Annotated in this window: 14 protein-coding genes and 2 tRNA genes; 9 read left to right on the forward strand and 7 right to left on the reverse strand. The window is 43.2% G+C overall.

Annotated features, from left to right (window positions below; translation table 11 throughout):
• Positions 1-188: 188 nt before the first annotated feature.
• The 3 genes from OCV36_RS04775 to OCV36_RS04785 all read left to right on the forward strand — a co-directional run bounded on the left by OCV36_RS04775 (position 189) and on the right by OCV36_RS04785 (position 5,058).
• Positions 189-2,198: an NADPH-dependent 2,4-dienoyl-CoA reductase gene (locus tag OCV36_RS04775; protein ID WP_029224693.1), complete on the forward strand. Its 2,010-nt coding sequence runs from the start codon at positions 189-191 to the stop codon at positions 2,196-2,198.
• 223 nt (positions 2,199-2,421) lie between these two features.
• Positions 2,422-2,970, forward strand: coding sequence for an NAD(P)H nitroreductase (locus OCV36_RS04780; protein WP_017072511.1), 549 nt, complete (start codon positions 2,422-2,424; stop codon positions 2,968-2,970).
• A 126-nt stretch (positions 2,971-3,096) separates the two neighbouring features.
• Positions 3,097-5,058, forward strand: coding sequence for a DNA topoisomerase III (locus tag OCV36_RS04785; protein ID WP_135458119.1), 1,962 nt, complete (start codon positions 3,097-3,099; stop codon positions 5,056-5,058).
• 81 nt (positions 5,059-5,139) lie between these two features.
• Here the strand turns inward: OCV36_RS04785 and OCV36_RS04790 are convergent, their stop codons facing one another.
• From OCV36_RS04790 to OCV36_RS04800, 3 genes are read right to left on the reverse strand one after another with little or no spacing between them, the layout of a single operon-like run.
• Positions 5,140-6,141 carry a DUF3080 domain-containing protein gene (locus OCV36_RS04790; protein ID WP_390903439.1) on the reverse strand — a complete coding sequence of 334 codons (1,002 nt, stop codon included), beginning with the start codon at positions 6,139-6,141 and terminating at the stop codon, positions 5,140-5,142.
• A gap of 7 nt (positions 6,142-6,148) precedes the next feature.
• Complete coding sequence (locus OCV36_RS04795; protein WP_135458121.1) at positions 6,149-6,835, reverse strand: SDR family oxidoreductase; 687 nt, start codon at positions 6,833-6,835, stop codon at positions 6,149-6,151.
• 25 nt (positions 6,836-6,860) lie between these two features.
• Positions 6,861-6,986 (reverse strand): hypothetical protein, encoded by a 126-nt coding sequence (locus OCV36_RS04800; protein ID WP_261887529.1) that lies wholly within the window; start codon positions 6,984-6,986, stop codon positions 6,861-6,863.
• Positions 6,987-7,096: 110 nt separating this feature from the next.
• Between OCV36_RS04800 and OCV36_RS04805 the strand changes: the two genes are divergently transcribed.
• Positions 7,097-8,017: a histone deacetylase family protein gene (locus OCV36_RS04805; protein ID WP_135458123.1), complete on the forward strand. Its 921-nt coding sequence runs from the start codon at positions 7,097-7,099 to the stop codon at positions 8,015-8,017.
• A gap of 65 nt (positions 8,018-8,082) precedes the next feature.
• On the opposite strand, the gene OCV36_RS04810 is transcribed toward OCV36_RS04805, so the two are convergent.
• Positions 8,083-8,173, reverse strand: a tRNA-Ser gene (locus OCV36_RS04810).
• 320 nt (positions 8,174-8,493) lie between these two features.
• On the opposite strand from OCV36_RS04810, the gene OCV36_RS04815 reads away from it, so the two are divergent.
• The 4 genes from OCV36_RS04815 (at position 8,494) to OCV36_RS04830 (ending at position 13,819) form a co-directional block, all read left to right on the forward strand.
• On the forward strand, positions 8,494-8,937 hold the full coding sequence (locus OCV36_RS04815) for an RrF2 family transcriptional regulator (protein ID WP_029225225.1): 444 nt from the start codon (positions 8,494-8,496) through the stop codon (positions 8,935-8,937).
• Positions 8,938-8,976: 39 nt separating this feature from the next.
• Positions 8,977-10,161 carry an NnrS family protein gene (locus OCV36_RS04820; protein WP_135454478.1) on the forward strand — a complete coding sequence of 395 codons (1,185 nt, stop codon included), beginning with the start codon at positions 8,977-8,979 and terminating at the stop codon, positions 10,159-10,161.
• A gap of 748 nt (positions 10,162-10,909) precedes the next feature.
• A complete protein-coding gene (gene dnaK, locus OCV36_RS04825; RefSeq protein WP_135454480.1) occupies positions 10,910-12,781 on the forward strand; it encodes a molecular chaperone DnaK in 1,872 nt (623 codons plus the stop codon).
• A gap of 135 nt (positions 12,782-12,916) precedes the next feature.
• The gene (locus OCV36_RS04830) at positions 12,917-13,819 is read left to right on the forward strand and encodes a DnaJ C-terminal domain-containing protein (RefSeq protein WP_135454482.1); all 903 of its coding nucleotides are present in this window, start codon (positions 12,917-12,919) and stop codon (positions 13,817-13,819) included.
• Positions 13,820-14,355: 536 nt separating this feature from the next.
• Here the strand turns inward: OCV36_RS04830 and OCV36_RS04835 are convergent.
• The 3 genes from OCV36_RS04835 to OCV36_RS04845 form a co-directional block, all read right to left on the reverse strand.
• A tRNA-Ser gene (locus OCV36_RS04835) sits at positions 14,356-14,446 on the reverse strand.
• Between the two features lie 138 nt (positions 14,447-14,584).
• On the reverse strand, positions 14,585-16,387 hold the full coding sequence (locus OCV36_RS04840; RefSeq protein ID WP_135454485.1) for a DUF3413 domain-containing protein: 1,803 nt from the start codon (positions 16,385-16,387) through the stop codon (positions 14,585-14,587).
• Between the two features lie 28 nt (positions 16,388-16,415).
• Entirely contained in the window at positions 16,416-16,643 is a 228-nt protein-coding gene (locus tag OCV36_RS04845; RefSeq protein ID WP_017076198.1) for a YejL family protein, read from the reverse strand.
• Between the two features lie 84 nt (positions 16,644-16,727).
• On the opposite strand from OCV36_RS04845, the gene yejK reads away from it, so the two are divergent.
• A complete protein-coding gene (gene yejK, locus OCV36_RS04850; RefSeq protein WP_017076197.1) occupies positions 16,728-17,732 on the forward strand; it encodes a nucleoid-associated protein YejK in 1,005 nt (334 codons plus the stop codon).
• Positions 17,733-17,813 lie beyond the last annotated feature (81 nt).

A 17,813-nucleotide genomic window follows, 5' to 3' on the forward strand; every position in this document is an offset into this window, starting at 1 on the left:
CTTCCTTGTATAAATTGCCCACAAGATGCTGCAAAACCCAGCTCGAAAGGTCAACAGCCCCTAGGACTTTTGAACGATTAATGCGTCCTGCATTATGATCGGTGTTACAAAAATGTAAACGGTTGTTTGAACTTTTGGTGATTGAGTTATATTGTGGTCTGACCACAAGGATAAAAATAATAGAAGTGATGTCTGCCATGTACCCACATTTACTTGAACCACTCGATCTTGGATTTACTCAATTACGTAACCGTGTATTGATGGGATCAATGCACACTGGTTTAGAAGAAAACAAAGAAGGCCTGCACAAACTCGCCGCGTTTTATGAAGAGCGAGCTAAAGGAGGCGTTGGCCTTATTGTTACCGGTGGCTTTTCTCCTAATTTACGTGGCAGATTGACCCCGTTTAGTGCTGAATTCAGTAAAGTTAAGCACGCTAAAGCTCACCAAGTTGTTACCGAAGCCGTGCATAAGCATGGTGGTAAAATTGCGCTTCAGTTGTTGCATGCTGGGCGCTACGCAATGCACCCATTCGCGCAAAGTGCTTCGGGTATTAAAGCGCCAATCGCTAAGTTTGCCCCGAGCGAGATGAGCCCGCGTCAAATTAAAAAGACCATCGGTGCTTTTGCCAATAGTGCGGAGCTAGCTCAAGTTGCTGGCTATGACGGCATTGAGATCATGGGTTCTGAAGGCTACTTGATTAACCAGTTCATCTGTAAGCGTACCAACATGCGTTACGATGAGTGGGGCGGTTCGTATGAAAAACGCATGCGCTTCCCATTAGAAGTCGTCAAATCGATTCGTGAAGCCGTTGGTGATGATTTTATTATCATTTTTAGACTGTCGATGCTGGATTTGGTTGAACAAGGCAGCACGTTTGAAGATGTTGTACTTCTGGCTCAGAAGTTAGAAGAAGCGGGCGTGACCATTATTAATACCGGTATTGGTTGGCATGAAGCTCGTGTTCCGACTATCGCAACACAGGTGCCAAGAGGGGCATTCTCTTGGGTGACGGAAAAAGTAAAACCATACGTGTCGATCCCAGTGGTGACATGTAACCGAATCAACACACCAGAAGAGGCCGAACGTATCCTCAGTTCAGGACAGGCCGACATGGTATCAATGGCTCGTCCTTTCTTGGCTGACCCAGATTTCGTTAATAAAGCAGCGCAAGATCAAGCTCGTTTCATTAATACCTGTATCGGCTGTAACCAAGCCTGCCTTGATAACGTATTTAAAGGTAAAAGAGCGAGCTGTTTGGTTAACCCACGCGCTTGCTACGAAACAGAAATTGTTGTTCAACCAGCTCAAGCACCTAAGACCATTGCCGTTGTTGGTGCTGGTCCCGCGGGTTTAGCTTGTGCGACAACGTTGGCACAGCGTGGGCACAATGTTGATCTCATTGAGAAAAATGATCGTATCGGCGGCCAATTCAGATTGGCAATGCAGATACCGGGCAAGGAAGAGTTCAGAGAAACCATTCGGTACTTTGCAAACCAAATCGATGCCTCAGGTGTGAATCTTAAACTCGATACTGAAGCGACGTTTGAGATGTTGTTGAAGTACGATGAAGTTGTGATGGCTGCAGGTGTAGAGCCAAGAAAGCTTGATATTGAAGGCATTGACCAAGAAAACGTGATCGATTATCAAACCTTGATTCGTGAAAAGACACCAGTAGGCGAAAAAGTCGCGATTGTTGGTGCTGGTGGTATTGGTATTGATGTGGCAACTATGCTGACAGAGCCGACTTCTCACAGCTTGGACGACTGGCTGCATGAGTGGGGCATTGATAAGAATATGGAACACCCTGGTGGACTTTATCCTTACCCTGATTCGTTCAGCGATAAAACGGTTTGGGTGATGCAGCGTAAAGCGGGTCGCGTAGGTAAAGGACCGGGCAAAACCACAGGTTGGATTCACAAGCGAACGCTAGAAAAACGTGGTGTGAACCTACTTGGCGGTGTGAGCTACAACAAAATTGATGACCAAGGCCTGCATATTAGCGTTGGCAAAAAAGAACAGGTACTGGATGCCGATTCCGTTATCGTGTGTGCGGGTCAGGTTTCAGTTCGTCCATTCGAAGATATGTGGCAAGAGTTCGGTGGCAAGCTTCACGTCATCGGCGGCGCTGATTACGCGGGTGAACTGGATGCAGTTCGTGCGATTCGCCAAGGTGTAGAGTTAGCGATTAAGCTCTAACAACAAGCAGAGTACTCTCGTTCGATAAGCTGAACTAGATGGGTAAATAAGCTCGAACTAGACAGAGAAATAAGGCTCCTAAGTCATAGATTTAGGAGCCTTTATTGTTTCCAATACTGTTTCAAATATTGTTTAAAATGGACAGCCGTTGAGATTTATTATCGTTTGTATTCTGTGCTACAGTTCAAGTATACAAATAATAAAGAATTAGTAGGGACTTCAAATGGATGCTTTGGATCTATTGCTCAACAGACGCTCAATCGCAAAACTCTCTGATCCGGCACCTGAAGGTGTTGCGTTAGAAAATATCATCAAAGCGGGTTTACGAGCTCCAGACCACGGCGCACTGACACCGTGGCGCTTTGTTATCGCACAAGGTTCAGGGTTACAAAAACTTTCTGACATCTTGGTTCGTGCCGCTGAAGCGGACAAAAGCGAAGAAGCGGTGATTGATAAAGTAAAGAAAGCGCCGTTTCGAGCACCTATGGTTATCACTGTCATCGCAAAAGTGACTGAACACGACAAAGTGCCTGCATTCGAGCAACATTTGTCTGCGGGTTGCGCTGCACAAGCAATGCAAATGGCCGCAGTTGCACAAGGTTTCCAAGGCTTTTGGCGTTCAGGTAAATGGATGTTCCACCCTGAAGTTCATCAAGCATTTGGCCTAGAAGGCGACGACGAAATTGTTGGTTTCTTATACCTAGGCACACCGGGTTGTACACCAATGAAAGCCCCAGAGCGCGACTTCTCAAAATTTGTCGAGTTCTTATAGATCTCTTCAGGGAAATAGCTATACAACGAATTGTGAATGCTAACTGTGTAAACAACCAGTTTTCCTTGATTTATTAGGGCCACATTAGATAATGTGGCCCTAATTGTTTGTAGCATCTGGAAAAACATGTCTCGTCTTATCATTGCTGAAAAACCAAGCCTAGGCCGCGCGATTGCCGCCGCACTACCGAATCCACAGAAGAAAGACCAAGGGTTTATCAAATGTGGCAATGGGGATGTGGTGACTTGGTGTATTGGACACTTATTGGAGCAGGTTGAGCCGGACGCTTATGATGACCGTTATAAGAAGTGGAACTTAGCCGATCTTCCCATCGTGCCGGAACAATGGCAGTTGAGGCCTCGTAAGACGTCAAGCAAACAGCTCACGGTGATCCGAAAGCTATTGAAGGACGCGACACAAATTGTCCATGCGGGTGACCCGGATAGAGAAGGGCAACTGCTAGTCGATGAAGTGATCGACTACTGCAAGGTGTCCAAGGCCAAGAAAGAGTCGATGGACAGGCTGCTGATCAGCGATTTGAACTTACCAGCCGTGAAGCGTGCGCTCTCTCAAATGCGCAGCAATCGCGATTTTATCCCACTGTCTATTTCCGCTTTAGCACGCTCTAGAGCTGATTGGCTGTATGGTATGAACATGACTCGTGCTTACACCTTGCTTGGTCAAAAAGCCGGTTACCAAGGCGTGTTGTCAGTAGGGCGAGTGCAAACCCCTGTACTTGGTTTGGTGGTGAGACGTGATGAAGAAATCGAAAACTTCATTCCGAAAGATTACTTTACTCTGCATGCTTTGATCCCTTATCAAAATAACGGCCAGAGCTTTGATATTCGAGCGCGTTGGAAACCAAGCGAAGCATGTAAACCATGGCAAGATGAAGAAGGCCGCGTGCTCAATCGAAAGCTGGTTGAGAACGTTGCTAACCGAATTACGAACCAACCCGCGACGGTGACGGAATCAGAGCAAAAGCAAAGTAAACAAGCTGCGCCGTTGCCTTATTCGTTGTCAGCTTTGCAAATTGATGCGTCTAAGCGTTTTGGTATGAGTGCTCAACAGGTACTCGACACTTGTCAGTCGTTGTACGAGAAGCACAAACTCATCACTTACCCACGTTCTGACAGCCGCTATCTACCTAAAGATCACTACTCACAAAGAGAGTCGGTCGTGGATGCTATCGCTAACAATGCGAAAGAGCTACAAAGTGGTGTTCAAGGTGCGGATCTTTCTCTTAAATCAAAAGCATGGAACGACAGCAAGGTTGATGCTCACCACGCGATAATCCCAACACCGAAGAAATCATCGGTGAATGGCCTGTCTGCCAATGAGATGAAAATCTATCAGCAAATTGCTCGTCAGTATCTAATGCAATTCTACCCGTCTGCCATTTTTGCCGATGCCAAGTTAGTTTTTGATATCGCTGGTGGCGTGTTCATTGCCAAAGGACGTCAGCTTATCAATCCAGGTTGGAAAGTGTTAATGGGCAAAACGGATACTGAAGAGAAAGGTGATGGTACGGATACGGTGCCTCCATTAGATAAAGGAACGGTACTCAATTGCCGTGAAGGAATTATTGGAGACAAAAAGACTGAGCCACCAAAACACTTCACGGAAGCGACCTTGCTACAAGCGATGACAGGTATTGCGCGTTTTGTCGCGAACAAAGACCTTAAAGCCATTTTGAAAGAGACCGATGGCCTTGGCACAGAAGCAACCCGAGCGGGTATTCTAGATACTTTATTCAAGAGACAACTGTTAACGCGACAAGGTAAAAGCATCCACAGTAGCCCGGCGGGAAGAGGCTTGATTAATGCTTTACCTGAGGACTCGACCTTTCCCGACATGACGGCTCACTGGGAGCATCAGTTGCAAGGAATGGCTGAACGAAACCAAGCGTATCAACCTTTCATGCAAGCATTAGAAAGTAAGATTGATGGTTTGATGGGTAAAGTGAAAACGGGAGAAGTCCCTGAGTCACTGCGTCATCTTCCTAAAGTGGAAAGACCGGCCTTTAAGCGCCGTAAAGCTGGTGGGACAAGGAAGAAGACTTACGCTAAGAAAGGTACTAAAAGCTAAGAATTAATTGTTAGGAACTGAGATCAACAACTGTCCATTATTTGATATTTGATATTTGATATTTGATATTTGTAGCCGGGATTAACGACCGACTTTGCGCCCGCAGCGCTCAAATAACTTCTGCCAGTAGTCTACATGGCGGCGAGTTGATGTTCGAAAGGCTTGATGTGCATCTTGGATAGGAAAGTAATAACTGTGCAGTTCAGACTGAGCGTCAAACAGGGCAAGTTGCGGGGCTAACTGCTGATAATAGCCATCCAGTTGCGCCATGTAAGGTTGAACCTGACCAATATATTGTTGCTCGAACACATTGTTAAGGTAGCGAAATTTCGTTGTGTCTCGTTGCTTACCGCAGATGATGTTGCCATCAAAAGTTGTCAGCTGTTTAGTGATAGTATCAAGTTCAACCGAAGCACGAGCTAGCGAATAATACAAATCCCCAAGGGTCGAACTCTTCTCTAATACTTCTTGAACCTCAGTGGTCTCGCCGGAAACGAGCGGCGCGTCTAACGCTTTGTTGATATGTTTTAGGGCATCGCTGGTTTGCCGTACCTGATCACCAATATCAGCACGTAACCACTGACTACTGCGCATTTGGGATTGCATTGCCTCACTGGTATAGATGAGGTTCCATTTGTGCAAGGGGAGCTGCGTGAGTTTCTGTTGCTCGATATCTTTCAGTAGTTCAACGATATTGATGTCTAACTCACTAACTGATAGACATTTACCGATACCTTTAATGAGGGCGACTTGATAATCGTAATTACGAAACTCGTCCGCAACTTTTCCAAGTACGGAGTTTCTTTCCGCAATCAGATTGAACAACCCACACTGACGAAGTTGATAGCTGTCGATAAGCCCGATAGAGAGCGAAGGAACTTCGATAAACAGTTCTCGCTTTCTCGGTAAGCTTTCAAATTCCCAACTGTCTTCCAATTCATCGGCATCTTGTACTCTGGCTATCTTGGTCTGATAGTCATCGAAGATGTCGCCGGGACTATCATTAAAACATCCAGAAAGCGCCATAGTAAGAAAAAATAGTATTAGACGTCTTGGTAAGTTTGAGAGAGGGCGAACATTCATAAAATGACTACCAATCGATTTCAGTGCCATCGAAATTAAAGAAGTGACCACTCACTTCGGTGTTCGATGATTTTATAACGTTGATAAGGCCTGAAGCAGAGGTGTCGGTGTCTATCAAAGCGTTAGGCCCGCCCATTTCGGTCTGTACCCAGCCTGGGTGTAGTGCCAACACAGTAAAGCCGTCTTGGGTTAGGTCGTTACTTAAACTCTTCACAACTGAATTGAGAGCAGCTTTAGACGAACGGTAGATGTAACCACCGCCTGATGTGTTCTCTGTCATACTGCCGACTTTTGAAGACAGACAAGCGATCTTCTTCACATTACCACTTTTGAGCAGAGGTAATAGCGTTTCGACAAGTTTCAGCGGAGCAATAGTGTTGACTTCGAATACACGGCGCCACTCTTCGACATCGGTATTACCCAGCCCATAACCTTTAGGACCATAGTAGCCAGCGTTGTTGATCAAGATATCAATCGGTTCCATTTGCGAAGGGAGTTGGCCTACTGCTTGATAATCGGTTATCTCTAATTGAATACAGGTCAGGTTGCTGTTGTGGTCTGCGAGAGAGAGCAGTTCTTTTGCTGAATTGGCATCACGATAAGTCGCGTACACTTTGTGGTTACCTTTTAAGTACTGCTGGGTTAGGCTCAAGCCAATGCCGCGATTTGCTCCAGTAATGAAAATAACGCTCATGGTGATTCCTTTTTAGTTCAATTAGTTAAGTTTGATGGCTTAACACGAGAAAATCAACGCTCCACCAACTGGCCATTAGCATTCCTACAAAAATCATTACTGCTGCCATTGAGCCGCAGATCACCCCAAAGATGAGTATTAGGCTTTTCATTGGTGTCTCTTTTTGAAAATTAAATTAATGATAACTATTATCATTAATTAAGGTTGTCGCCTAGGCTGAGACTGTTATGATTTTGAGAAAGATACGCAATTAACCTGATTATGATTCCTTTAATTTACCACCCAATCTATTCGCAGTTACCTTTACCAGAAGGTCATCGTTACCCAATCAACAAATATCAGTTGTTACACAGTGCTGTTGAAGCGTTAATGGATAGCGATCCTCTATGGAAGAGCCAGTTTGAAATCTTCCAGCCTACGCCGGTTTCGGTTGAACAGGTAAAACAGGTTCACGATAGTGAGTATGTGGATTTGCTTGTTTCTGGTAATTTGCCCGCGGCCAAAATGAGACGCATCGGTTTCCCGTGGAGTGAACAACTTATTGAGAGAACGCTTTATTCAAGTGGTGGAACTTGCTTAGCCGCTGAAATGGCGATAGAGAGTGGTTTCGCGATTCATTTGAGTGGTGGTTATCATCACGCACACCATGATTTTGGTAGCGGCTTTTGTTTGTTGAACGATCTGGTGTTAGCGGCAAAACATGCGCTGACCTTTGAACATATCGATAAAGTGCTTATCGTCGACAGCGATGTTCACCATGGTGATGGTACTGCAACGTTATGCGCAGGTAGTGACGACATCATTACTTTGTCGTTTCACTGCGATAAGAACTTCCCTGCACGCAAACCGTTATCCGATTTAGATGTGCCATTAAGCCGTGAAACAGAAGATGAAGAGTTTTTACGTTGTTTTGTACAAGTCACTAAGTTAGCGATTGTTCACCATCAACCTGATCTCATTATTTATGATGCAGGTATCGACATTCATAAAGACGATGAACTGGGTTACTTGAATGTTTCTACGCAAGGGATATTTGAACGCGACTGCTTCATGATTGAATTAGCGAAATCAGAATCTATTCCAATGGCGTGTGTTGTGGGTGGCGGGTATCGCACTCAACATCAAGATCTGGTGCCGATTCATATGCAGTTATTGAAGGCCGCATTTACTGTCAGCAGTTGAGCGGTGAGCTTGTGTGATCTCCAGATACAAAAAAGCCGCTGATTTCTCAGCGGCTTTCTTTAATGTGGTGGAGGGATAGGGATTTGAACCCTAGAACCGCTATTAACGGTTGCCGGTTTTCAAGACCGGTGCTTTCGACCACTCAGCCATCCCTCCAGTGGCGAGAATAATATAAGGGTGTGCTGCGCTTGTAAACCCCTACAAAGACTGACTGCTTTGTTTATGAACAAGTTTGTGCATTTTTATATTGTTGGGGTGAAAATTCATCAAAGAATTTGTTGGCTCCTTTCTGTTTTGAAGCTTGAGTATCTTTGGCGAATGTTAAAAGAGCGAACCCAGAGTTGCCATAAACGCAGTCTAAGGCTTAAGCATTAGCTTGTTGGTACGTAGCCACGAGTCTTCGATTAGGGTTAATCTTGCCTTTAATGACTATAAGATTCATAATGAATGCATCTTATAAAGTGAAATACCCCACTATGCATATCACGCGTTATACCGACTACTCCCTGCGAGTTTTGATCTATTTAGCGATCAACAACCAATCTCTTAGCACCATTGGCGACATTGCTAACAGTTATGGCATTTCTAAAAACCATTTAATGAAGATTGTTCAGCAACTTAACCTCAAAGGGCATTTAATCGCCACCCGAGGCAAAAATGGTGGCTTGAAACTAAGTTGCCCTCCTAGTCAGATCAACATAGGTACGTTAGTTCGAGAGTTAGAAGATAAGCGTAACTTGGTTGAATGCTTTGGCGAAGATAATAGTTGTGTCATTACACCAAATTGCCAATTGAAAACTATCTTTGCTGAAGCTCAAGAGTGTTTTTACAAAAGCTTAGACGCTTATAGCTTGCAAGATCTTCTCGGCGAAGGGCACAGCTATAAGTTAGGACAACTCTTGGCTGTTGAAGTTATTTAAAAGTAAGCAGGTTTTGGTTTACTCACTAGGTTTATGATGATGAAAGATTTAAATGAAAACCCCAATAGCGGCGTCTCAATGACGGCATTTTTTGAACTCGCGTTTCGACCATTTTTTTTGTTTGCGTCACTTTTTAGTATTGCGGCATTAGTTGGTTGGGCCGCTTTTTGGAATGGCAGCGCAACTCTAAATGTTTATGGCGGAGCAATGTGGTGGCACATTCATGAGATGTTGTTTGGTTTTTCTGCCACGGTCGTGGTTGGTTTTCTATTGACGGCCGTACAAAACTGGACGGGTGTCCGCAGTATTAATGGGCGTGGATTGATGTTACTTCTGGCTATCTGGTTGTGCGCGAGAGTGGCAATGTTCTTGCCTGGAGTTCTAAGTCCATGGTTAATAGCTGCGCTTGATTTACTGTTTCTGCCCATCGCTATGATCTCTCTTGCTCACAATATTATCAGTGTGAAACTTTGGCGAAACTTACTGTTCATTCCTATCTTGCTGCTAATGACGGTTGCCAATGCCGCAATGCATTATGGTGTTCTATTTAATCAACCAGCTTTGATTCCACAAGCTAGTACAAGCATGGTGCTGTTGGTCACTTTAGTGATGTGCATTATGGGGGGACGAGTCTTCCCTATGTTTACCGCAAATGGCACAAAGACACCACGAACTCCTTCATTACCATGGCTTGAAAAGCTGAGCATAGTCAGCACGATCATCGCCGTTGTGCTGAGCTTTCAGATACTTCCAGTTGCACAAGGCATCGTTGCTACCGTGTTTATTGTCAGTGGTGTGGCAAATGCGCTTAGGGCAGTAAGGTGGAAAATATGGGTGGCTTTTAAGACGCCGCTTGTGTGGTCTTTACACCTTAGTTATTGGGCTATTTCATTAGGGCTGATCTTATTTGGTGTTTCGATTATCTCGCCATTAGTCACGCAATCACAAGCCATTCATGCCTTAACCGTTGGTGGAATGGGTGTGATGATCTTGTCGATGATCTCACGTGTGTCGCTAGGACATACCGGTCGAACTATCGCGATTGGAAAAATAATGACCGCGGCGTTAATCGCCATTGTCTTTGCCTTTATTGTGCGAGTGTTTGGCGGGTACTTTACCCATAATATTGTCTCTATCATCACCTTATCCAGTGCTCTGTGGGTCGCTGCATACAGTTGTTTCGTTGTGTTGTACTTACCAATTCTAATAAAACCAAAAGCTTAAATACTCCAAGATAACAAGTGGGAAATTCGATCAATATTAAAGTTGCATTTAAAATGCATCTTTAATATTATGACCTTACTGAGTTACTTAAATACAACCAAAGAGAACATGATTATGAGCTGTTGTGGCGGATGTGGTGGTTCAAACCACGAAGAAAAAGCAAATGAAGCTGAACAAAAGAAACAAGCAGAGCAGCAAGAGACTAAGCAAGAAAACGCTTAATTCAAGCAGCGCTCAAGCCAAATTTAAAAATCCAGAGACTTCGATGAAGCCTCTGGATTTTTTTTCATTTGATTCCCCTTCTTGATACTCAATCAAACTTGATAACTTCACCTCTTCTGTTATTAAGAACTCATAAAACAATGCTAAAACGGCATAAAATAATTATAAACAATCCTGATTAAGCACCTGTTTATAAGGGGTTTTGCAGGGGTTATTGATACTTTACGGTTACATTATGATTTTCCTTTCCTGCTTACTTAAACTTCTTCTCATCAACACAGGGCGATAGGCTGATTTAGGTAACCTTGCTCGCTTAATTACGTAGAGGTACTGCCTCTTTTGTAGTTCGTGTTTTGCGATGAGAAGAATGATGAACATTCAATGAGGCTTTACTCATTGGTTCTCGATCGTCATTACTCAATATATTAATTAGAAATAAGCAGAATGAATTTTGATTTTCCGAAATCAAACTTAAAGTTTTAAAATTTGCACAAGAAATCTTATGCAAATTAATAAGGGTATTATTATGAGTAAAATTATTGGCATCGATTTAGGTACAACTAACTCTTGTGTTTCTGTATTAGATGGAGAGACACCTCGTATTATCGAAAATGCAGAGGGCGAACGTACAACAGCATCTGTTGTAGGGTATACCGATGGTGAGACATTGGTTGGTCAACCAGCAAAGCGTCAAGCTGTAACCAACCCTGAAAACACATTGTTTGCAATTAAGCGTCTGATTGGACGTCGCTTCAAAGATAAAGAAGTGCAGCGTGATATTGAAATCATGCCTTATAAAATCGTAGAAGCGGAGAATGGTGACGCGTGGGTTGAAGCAAAAGGTCAATCAATGTCTGCATCTCAAGTTTCAGCTGAAATTCTAAAGAAAATGAAGAAATCAGCGGAAGACTTCCTAGGTGAGAAGGTTACTGGCGCGGTTATCACAGTCCCTGCCTATTTTAACGATGCACAGCGTCAAGCAACAAAAGATGCAGGTCGTATCGCTGGTTTAGAAGTTAAACGTATTATTAACGAGCCAACAGCAGCTGCACTAGCATACGGTCTTGATAAAAACGAAGGTGACCGCACCGTTGCAGTTTATGACTTGGGCGGTGGTACATTTGATATTTCAATCATTGAGATTGATGAAGCTGATGGCGAAAAAACCTTCGAAGTGCTTGCGACAAATGGTGACACTCATCTAGGTGGTGAAGACTTCGATAACAGAATGATTAATTACTTGGTTAATGAATTCAAAAAAGAACAGGGTATTGATCTTAAGAATGATCCTCTAGCCATGCAGCGTGTCAAAGAAGCGGCTGAAAAAGCAAAGATTGAACTGTCTTCAACTCAGCAAACAGATGTGAATCTTCCTTATGTTACTGCTGATGCTTCAGGGCCTAAACATATGAACGTAAAAGTAACACGTTCTAAGTTGGAATCACTTGTTGATGACCTTGTGCAACGTTCTTTAGAACCATTGAAGGTTGCTTTGGCAGATGCTGAACTTTCTATATCTGATATTGATGATGTCATTTTGGTGGGCGGTCAAACACGCATGCCGATGGTGCAAAAAAAGGTAACAGAATTCTTCGGCAAAGAGCCACGCAAAGATGTTAACCCTGATGAAGCCGTTGCTATGGGTGCAGCTGTACAAGGTGGCATACTTGTAGGTGATGTTAAAGATGTATTGTTACTGGACGTTACGCCGCTATCTCTTGGTATAGAAACCATGGGCGGAGTGATGACCAAACTAGTAGAGAAAAACACAACAATTCCAACAAAAGCGAATCAAATATTCTCTACAGCGGAAGATAACCAAAGCGCAGTGACGATTCATGTCTTACAAGGCGAGCGTAAACAAGCTGGATTAAATCAATCTTTAGGACAATTTAACCTAGAAGGTATTCAATCTGCACCTCGTGGTTTACCTCAAATTGAAGTGACCTTTGATTTGAATGCTGATGGCATTTTAAATGTGTCTGCGACAGACAAGCTAACGGGTCAAGAGCAAAAAATCACTATTCAAGCTTCTGGTGGTTTGAGTGATGCTGAGATTGAGAAAATGGTTCAAGAAGCAGATAAAAAATTCGAAGATTTAGTTGTTGCTCGAAACCAAGCGGACCAATTAATTCATGCTACTCGCAAGCAATTAGAAGAAGTAGGCTCAAGCCTGGCTGCTGATGATAAACAACAGATCGAAACAGCGATATCAGAACTTGAAAATGCATGTACTTTGGATGACAAAGAAGCTATTGATAGCAAAACGCAAGCTCTTACTGCTGCAGTGAAAAAATTAACAGAACATACTCAACAACAAGCACAATCAAATGCGAACGACGCACAGTCAAACGTAGATGATGGTGTAGTTGAAGCTGACTTTGAAGAAATGAAATAACAAAGAGCTCAACGGTGAACTTACTTTAAGAAACAGTTGAGCTCTTCATTTTGGAAGAATACCATTGCAGTATTATTTAGCGCGTTAGAGGTCACTCGAGCGCCCTTTTTTCGTCTATTTAGTGAGAAAAAGAGCATGTCCAAAAGAGATTATTATGAAGTGTTAGGTGTCTCTAAGTCTTCCTCGAAAAAAGAAATCAAGAAAGCTTATAAGAAACTCGCCATGAAATATCATCCGGATAAAAATCCAGATGATGCGCGCGCAGAAGAGAGCTTTAAAGAAGTTAAAGAAGCATACGAGATTTTAACCAACGTAGAAAAACGTCAAGAGTACGATAGATTTGGTCATGCTGCGTTTGACAACAGCGGTTCTGGTCAGCGCCAACAACACTCTGGCCAGGGTGGCTTTGAAGATATGTTTGGTGGTGGGTTCAGACAACAAAATCAAGGTTTTAGCGGTGGTGGCTTCGGTGGTTTTGAAGATATCTTTTCACAAGCAAGAGGCGGTGGTCGCGCGCGTCCTAGAAAAGGGCAAGATCTTGAGTTCAATCTGACCGTTGATTTTGTTGACGCGGTAAAAGGGACTGACAAAATCGTTGAACTGCCAATGAATGGGCAGCAAAAGAAGATTAACGTTAAGATTCCTGCTGGGATAAAAGACGGAGAAAAAATCCGATTTTCTGGAAAAGGCGGACTTAGTGCTAACGGTGGACCCGCGGGTGATTTGTTAATCGTCATAAAAACGCGCCCCCACCCAGTATTAAAAAGAGAAGAAAACAATCTAATCTGTACTAGCCATATTGATATGGTAACTGCGGCACTCGGTGGCGAAGTTGAAGTCAATGTATTCGACAATAAATTTAAACTTAAAATGCCCGCAGGCACACAGAGCGGACGCAAATTTAAAATTTCAGGTAGAGGTGTTACCGACCGTAAAGGTGTCACCGGCGATTTATTGGTCAGCATTCACGTAGATACACCGACCCAATTAACGGATCAACAAAAAGAACTTTTAGAGCAGTTCAAAGCAACACTTTAAACGTTTGTCTTTGAAGATACAGGAACTCCCCACTTCAAATAACTGGAGTCAACAATACTCGAACGTGTAAATCGTATAAAGGTGCAGCGAAATCAAGGTGTAGCCTGAATCCTAGAGTGTTGGTAACCATCCTATAAAATAGGTACATATCGAGTTAGAGTTAGAGTTAAAGTCAGAGCGCTAGGTCGTTAGGTTCGAATAGGTTGGATTTGAGCAAAAATCGAGTTTGTTAAAGTCAAAAGGCTTAGGAATGAGTCTGCAATGGACTCGCCATTTTGATCCTAGATGAACGTCGTTTAACTCGATGTTCTGAATTGATGGTACGGGTCAGTGTTCCCAAACTTACTGAAACAAATTCTCCGAAGTATGATTGGGTGTGTGGCAATGGTGCTTATGATATGAGAGCCTGTCCACTATGCCTTTAAACTAGATTACGCAACAACGACCTAGGGATTGTGAATGATCAGATCTTAGACGCGATTGATTGTACGCTAGATGCAAAAAAGCCGCTGATTTCTCAGCGGCTTTCTTTAATGTGGTGGAGGGATAGGGATTTGAACCCTAGAACCGCTATTAACGGTTGCCGGTTTTCAAGACCGGTGCTTTCGACCACTCAGCCATCCCTCCAGTGGCGTGAATAATATAAGGGGGAGAGTGGCTTGTAAACCCTTAATTTTCATAATTTTGTTTTGTTGCTTGTTTTATAATCATTACGGGTAATAAAAAAGGGAAGCAGTTTGCTTCCCTTTTTTAATCGATGATCATTTAGTCATTTTTTGTGTAAAAACGCTGCAGCTCAGTTAGGCCTTGCATCAATACTGGTAAGCGAGGGCTTACATCTTTTAGGCGCTTATAATTTTCGTCGTACAGTTTGTAGTTGCCAAACTTATCGAGCACTGTTGTTTGCTTGCTGGTAACAAGAGCTAGTTCACGAGAATCGCCCGCTAGTATCCACTTTCTATTGCGCTCATCAAACAGACTGCGGCCGCTACTGAAATCCGTTGGGTTCGAAGATACACCCAGCAGTTCTTGCATTAGTGTAACAGATACATCCAAGTGGCTTGAACGATGTGTGTATTCCGAGGCAGATTTACCAGGCCAGCTAATAAACAAAGGAACCTGCAACTGGTAGCGACTGTAGTTAGAGTTTGCACCCCAGCTGTTGGTCTTGGTTTCGTTAAATTCAGTGCCGTGATTCGAAGTAATGATGACGACGGTATTATCGCTAAGTTTTAAACGTTCTAACTCAGCATAAATAGTAGCCAGTTGGTTGTCAGCCGCTTGTGCTGATTTTTCGTAATCAGCAGCAAAGCGCTCTTCAGTGCTCAACTCGGTAGCTGAACTTGAATCGTAATTCGAGAAGTTATCCAGCGTAGTGAGCTCGATAAAATTGAACCAAGGGCCTTTAGTTGTTGGTGACTGCACCCAATCAGACCAAGCTTGAATAGCACTTTGGTCATCGTAAGTGGCATGCTCTGTCATCATATCACGGCCACGGAAAATGATTTCCGAGTACAGTGGATCGTCGAAGTTATCACCGCTGAACGCCGCAAACTTATAATTATGATTGTCCAATACATCGAATAAAACGGCGCTTGAGCCTTGTTCTCTGATGCTGCTTGAGTAGCTGCTTGGTAGCCCATAGAACAAGCCAAAAATACCAAACATATCGTTACTAGAGCTGTAGTGATTGGTAAAGTTGATCGCTTGTTGCGAGAAAGCATAGCTATTAGGCATTGCTGTCGCGTTTAATGCATCAGAACGCAGGTTATTTACGCTCACCATCAGGATGTTTAGATCATCACTGCGTCGATTGTATTGAATCTTTTCGAGCGGATAGCTAACTAAGTTTACGTTTTCTTTGTTGGCTTCTAAGCGCTGCAGATACTCTTCACGGTCTAATAGGCCATGTTTTTCCATAAAGCTTTTCGCTGTCATTGGGTAAGACAGTGGGAAGTTGGCTTTTTGGCTTGTAATTGGATTATAGAAAAACGCATCAGCCCACATATAAGTAAGGTGGCTACTGATGAAACACAAAAAGAAGACTGCCGTAATTGGTCGGCCGATGTGTTTATGAGACAGTTTACGTTGTTTACGCCAGACCCATTCAGATAGGCCTAACTGTAATAAGAAGATTAGCGGCATAACAATGAAGAGGTGCTGCAAATCAGAAGTAAATGCAGATTCCTCCCCACTGAATAAAACCTCCCATACGACAGGCGTTAGGTGGAGGTTTATATTTTGATACGTTTGGGTATCAATCAATAGGACAGTTAAACCTATGGTCGCAAAGCAAACGGCAACCAAACGTAATAACTTCCTCGACGGAAGAACAAAAGTGAGTGGGAACAGCACTAATAGATAGAGAGCGAAGACTAAAAAGCCAAAATGACCAACCCATGATGCGGCCAAATAGAATTGACCCAGCAGGGTTTCTGGCCAAGCCGATTGAGTAATATAACGAGTACCGATCAACATCGCCGCAATGATGTTGAAAAATGCAAACCAATGACCCCAACCAACCAGTCGAGATACACGATCGCTATATGAGTTTGCGCTGTCTACCATTTATAATTCTTTTATCCGTCAATCAAATTTAGTGAGACTTTTTATCTTCAAGAGAAGAAATTAAAGCCTCTGCAAATTTTTCAGCAATTCCTTTGCGTTGTGAAGCAGCAACGTTCTGATTTAAGACATTGGTTGCGATATTTCCAGCGATCATCAGTGAAAGTTCTGGTGAAGCTTTGTGCTTAGATAGTACTGCACCCACTTCAGCTAGGATTTTTTCAACTTGTGTATCTGTGTATTTAGATATAATCGGCATAAGGACTCTAATAATGATAGTAAAAGCGGCTTATGATAACCTACTATGCATGACAACTGAAACCTGAACGGTAATATTTTCACTATGAGCCTTCACCTTTCCAACGTAATTTTACACCAGTTAAGCAAGAACGATCAGGAAGAACTGATTGTTAACTATCGTGCTGAATCTCTAGCTAACGATGCTTCGTCTGAAAGCCTAGTGGCTGAGCTTCACCGAGTATTCAACTCAAAAGCAGGCAAAGGGTTTGGTTCTTTCAAATCCGACAGCGAATTCCAGCAGTCGTTGCATGAATTTCGAGCGGGAGAGCAAAGTTTTTATGATTTCTCTCAAAAAAGTGCGCTACGTCTAAAAGATGAGCTTTCAAAGTATCCCTTTGCTGATGAAGGCACGTTGGTGCTAGCTGAATACCAATCACTGGCAACAGATTACCTTTTCATTGGCTTGTTGCCTTCGAACCAAAGTTTGAAAGTAACAGAAGGTCTAGACATTAGTGCGACTGACTACCTTGATATTTCAAAGATGGACATCGTAGCGCGCCTTGACCTTTCAACATACGATACAGACAAAGAGTCGAATCGTTACCTTACTTATATTAAAGGACGTGTTGGCCGTAAAGTCGCGGATTTCTTCTTAGATTTTCTTCAAGCAGAAGTCGGTCTAGATGCTAAGCAACAGAACCAAGTGTTGATGCAAGCGGTAGAAGATTTTGTTTCTGATTCTAAGTTAGAGAAAGAAGAAGCGATTAGCTATAAAAAGCAGGTTGCGGATTACTGCAACGAACAGCTAAAAGCAGGTGATGAGGTTCAAGTTCGTGAACTTTCTGGAGAATTACCAGCAAGCACTGATGGCACTAGCTTCCTTGACTATACTAGTGAGCAAGGCTACGAGTTAGAAGAAAGTTTCCCAGCAGATCGTGCAACTATGCGTAAACTAACAAAATTTGTTGGTGCTGGTGGCGGTTTGAATGTTAGTTTTGATAGTCTGCTTCTTGGTGAACGTATCTTTTACGATCCGGAGACAGACACACTAACTATTAAAGGCACACCACCTAACTTACGTGACCAACTGACTCGTAATAAGTCATAGTCCTGAGTTAATGGCGAAGAGCGGCAGCAGGATGTTGTCGCTTGATTTGTGCTTAGCCAACGATAATGGCTTAAAGCCGAT

The organism is Vibrio echinoideorum, assembly GCF_024347455.1.
GTDB lineage: Bacteria > Pseudomonadota > Gammaproteobacteria > Enterobacterales > Vibrionaceae > Vibrio > Vibrio echinoideorum.

What these genes read in the sequence shown, in the direction of transcription:
- OCV36_RS04775 (WP_029224693.1), top strand. Translation starts at nt 189, where the DNA reads ATGTCTGCCATGTACCCACATTTACTTGAACCACTCGATCTTGGATTT.
- OCV36_RS04780 (WP_017072511.1), top strand. Translation starts at nt 2,422, where the DNA reads ATGGATGCTTTGGATCTATTGCTCAACAGACGCTCAATCGCAAAACTC.
- OCV36_RS04785 (WP_135458119.1), top strand. Translation starts at nt 3,097, where the DNA reads ATGTCTCGTCTTATCATTGCTGAAAAACCAAGCCTAGGCCGCGCGATT.
- OCV36_RS04790 (WP_390903439.1), bottom strand. Translation starts at nt 6,141, where the DNA reads ATGAATGTTCGCCCTCTCTCAAACTTACCAAGACGTCTAATACTATTT.
- OCV36_RS04795 (WP_135458121.1), bottom strand. Translation starts at nt 6,835, where the DNA reads ATGAGCGTTATTTTCATTACTGGAGCAAATCGCGGCATTGGCTTGAGC.
- OCV36_RS04800 (WP_261887529.1), bottom strand. Translation starts at nt 6,986, where the DNA reads ATGAAAAGCCTAATACTCATCTTTGGGGTGATCTGCGGCTCAATGGCA.
- OCV36_RS04805 (WP_135458123.1), top strand. Translation starts at nt 7,097, where the DNA reads ATGATTCCTTTAATTTACCACCCAATCTATTCGCAGTTACCTTTACCA.
- OCV36_RS04815 (WP_029225225.1), top strand. Translation starts at nt 8,494, where the DNA reads ATGCATATCACGCGTTATACCGACTACTCCCTGCGAGTTTTGATCTAT.
- OCV36_RS04820 (WP_135454478.1), top strand. Translation starts at nt 8,977, where the DNA reads ATGAAAGATTTAAATGAAAACCCCAATAGCGGCGTCTCAATGACGGCA.
- dnaK (WP_135454480.1), top strand. Translation starts at nt 10,910, where the DNA reads ATGAGTAAAATTATTGGCATCGATTTAGGTACAACTAACTCTTGTGTT.
- OCV36_RS04830 (WP_135454482.1), top strand. Translation starts at nt 12,917, where the DNA reads ATGTCCAAAAGAGATTATTATGAAGTGTTAGGTGTCTCTAAGTCTTCC.
- OCV36_RS04840 (WP_135454485.1), bottom strand. Translation starts at nt 16,387, where the DNA reads ATGGTAGACAGCGCAAACTCATATAGCGATCGTGTATCTCGACTGGTT.
- OCV36_RS04845 (WP_017076198.1), bottom strand. Translation starts at nt 16,643, where the DNA reads ATGCCGATTATATCTAAATACACAGATACACAAGTTGAAAAAATCCTA.
- yejK (WP_017076197.1), top strand. Translation starts at nt 16,728, where the DNA reads ATGAGCCTTCACCTTTCCAACGTAATTTTACACCAGTTAAGCAAGAAC.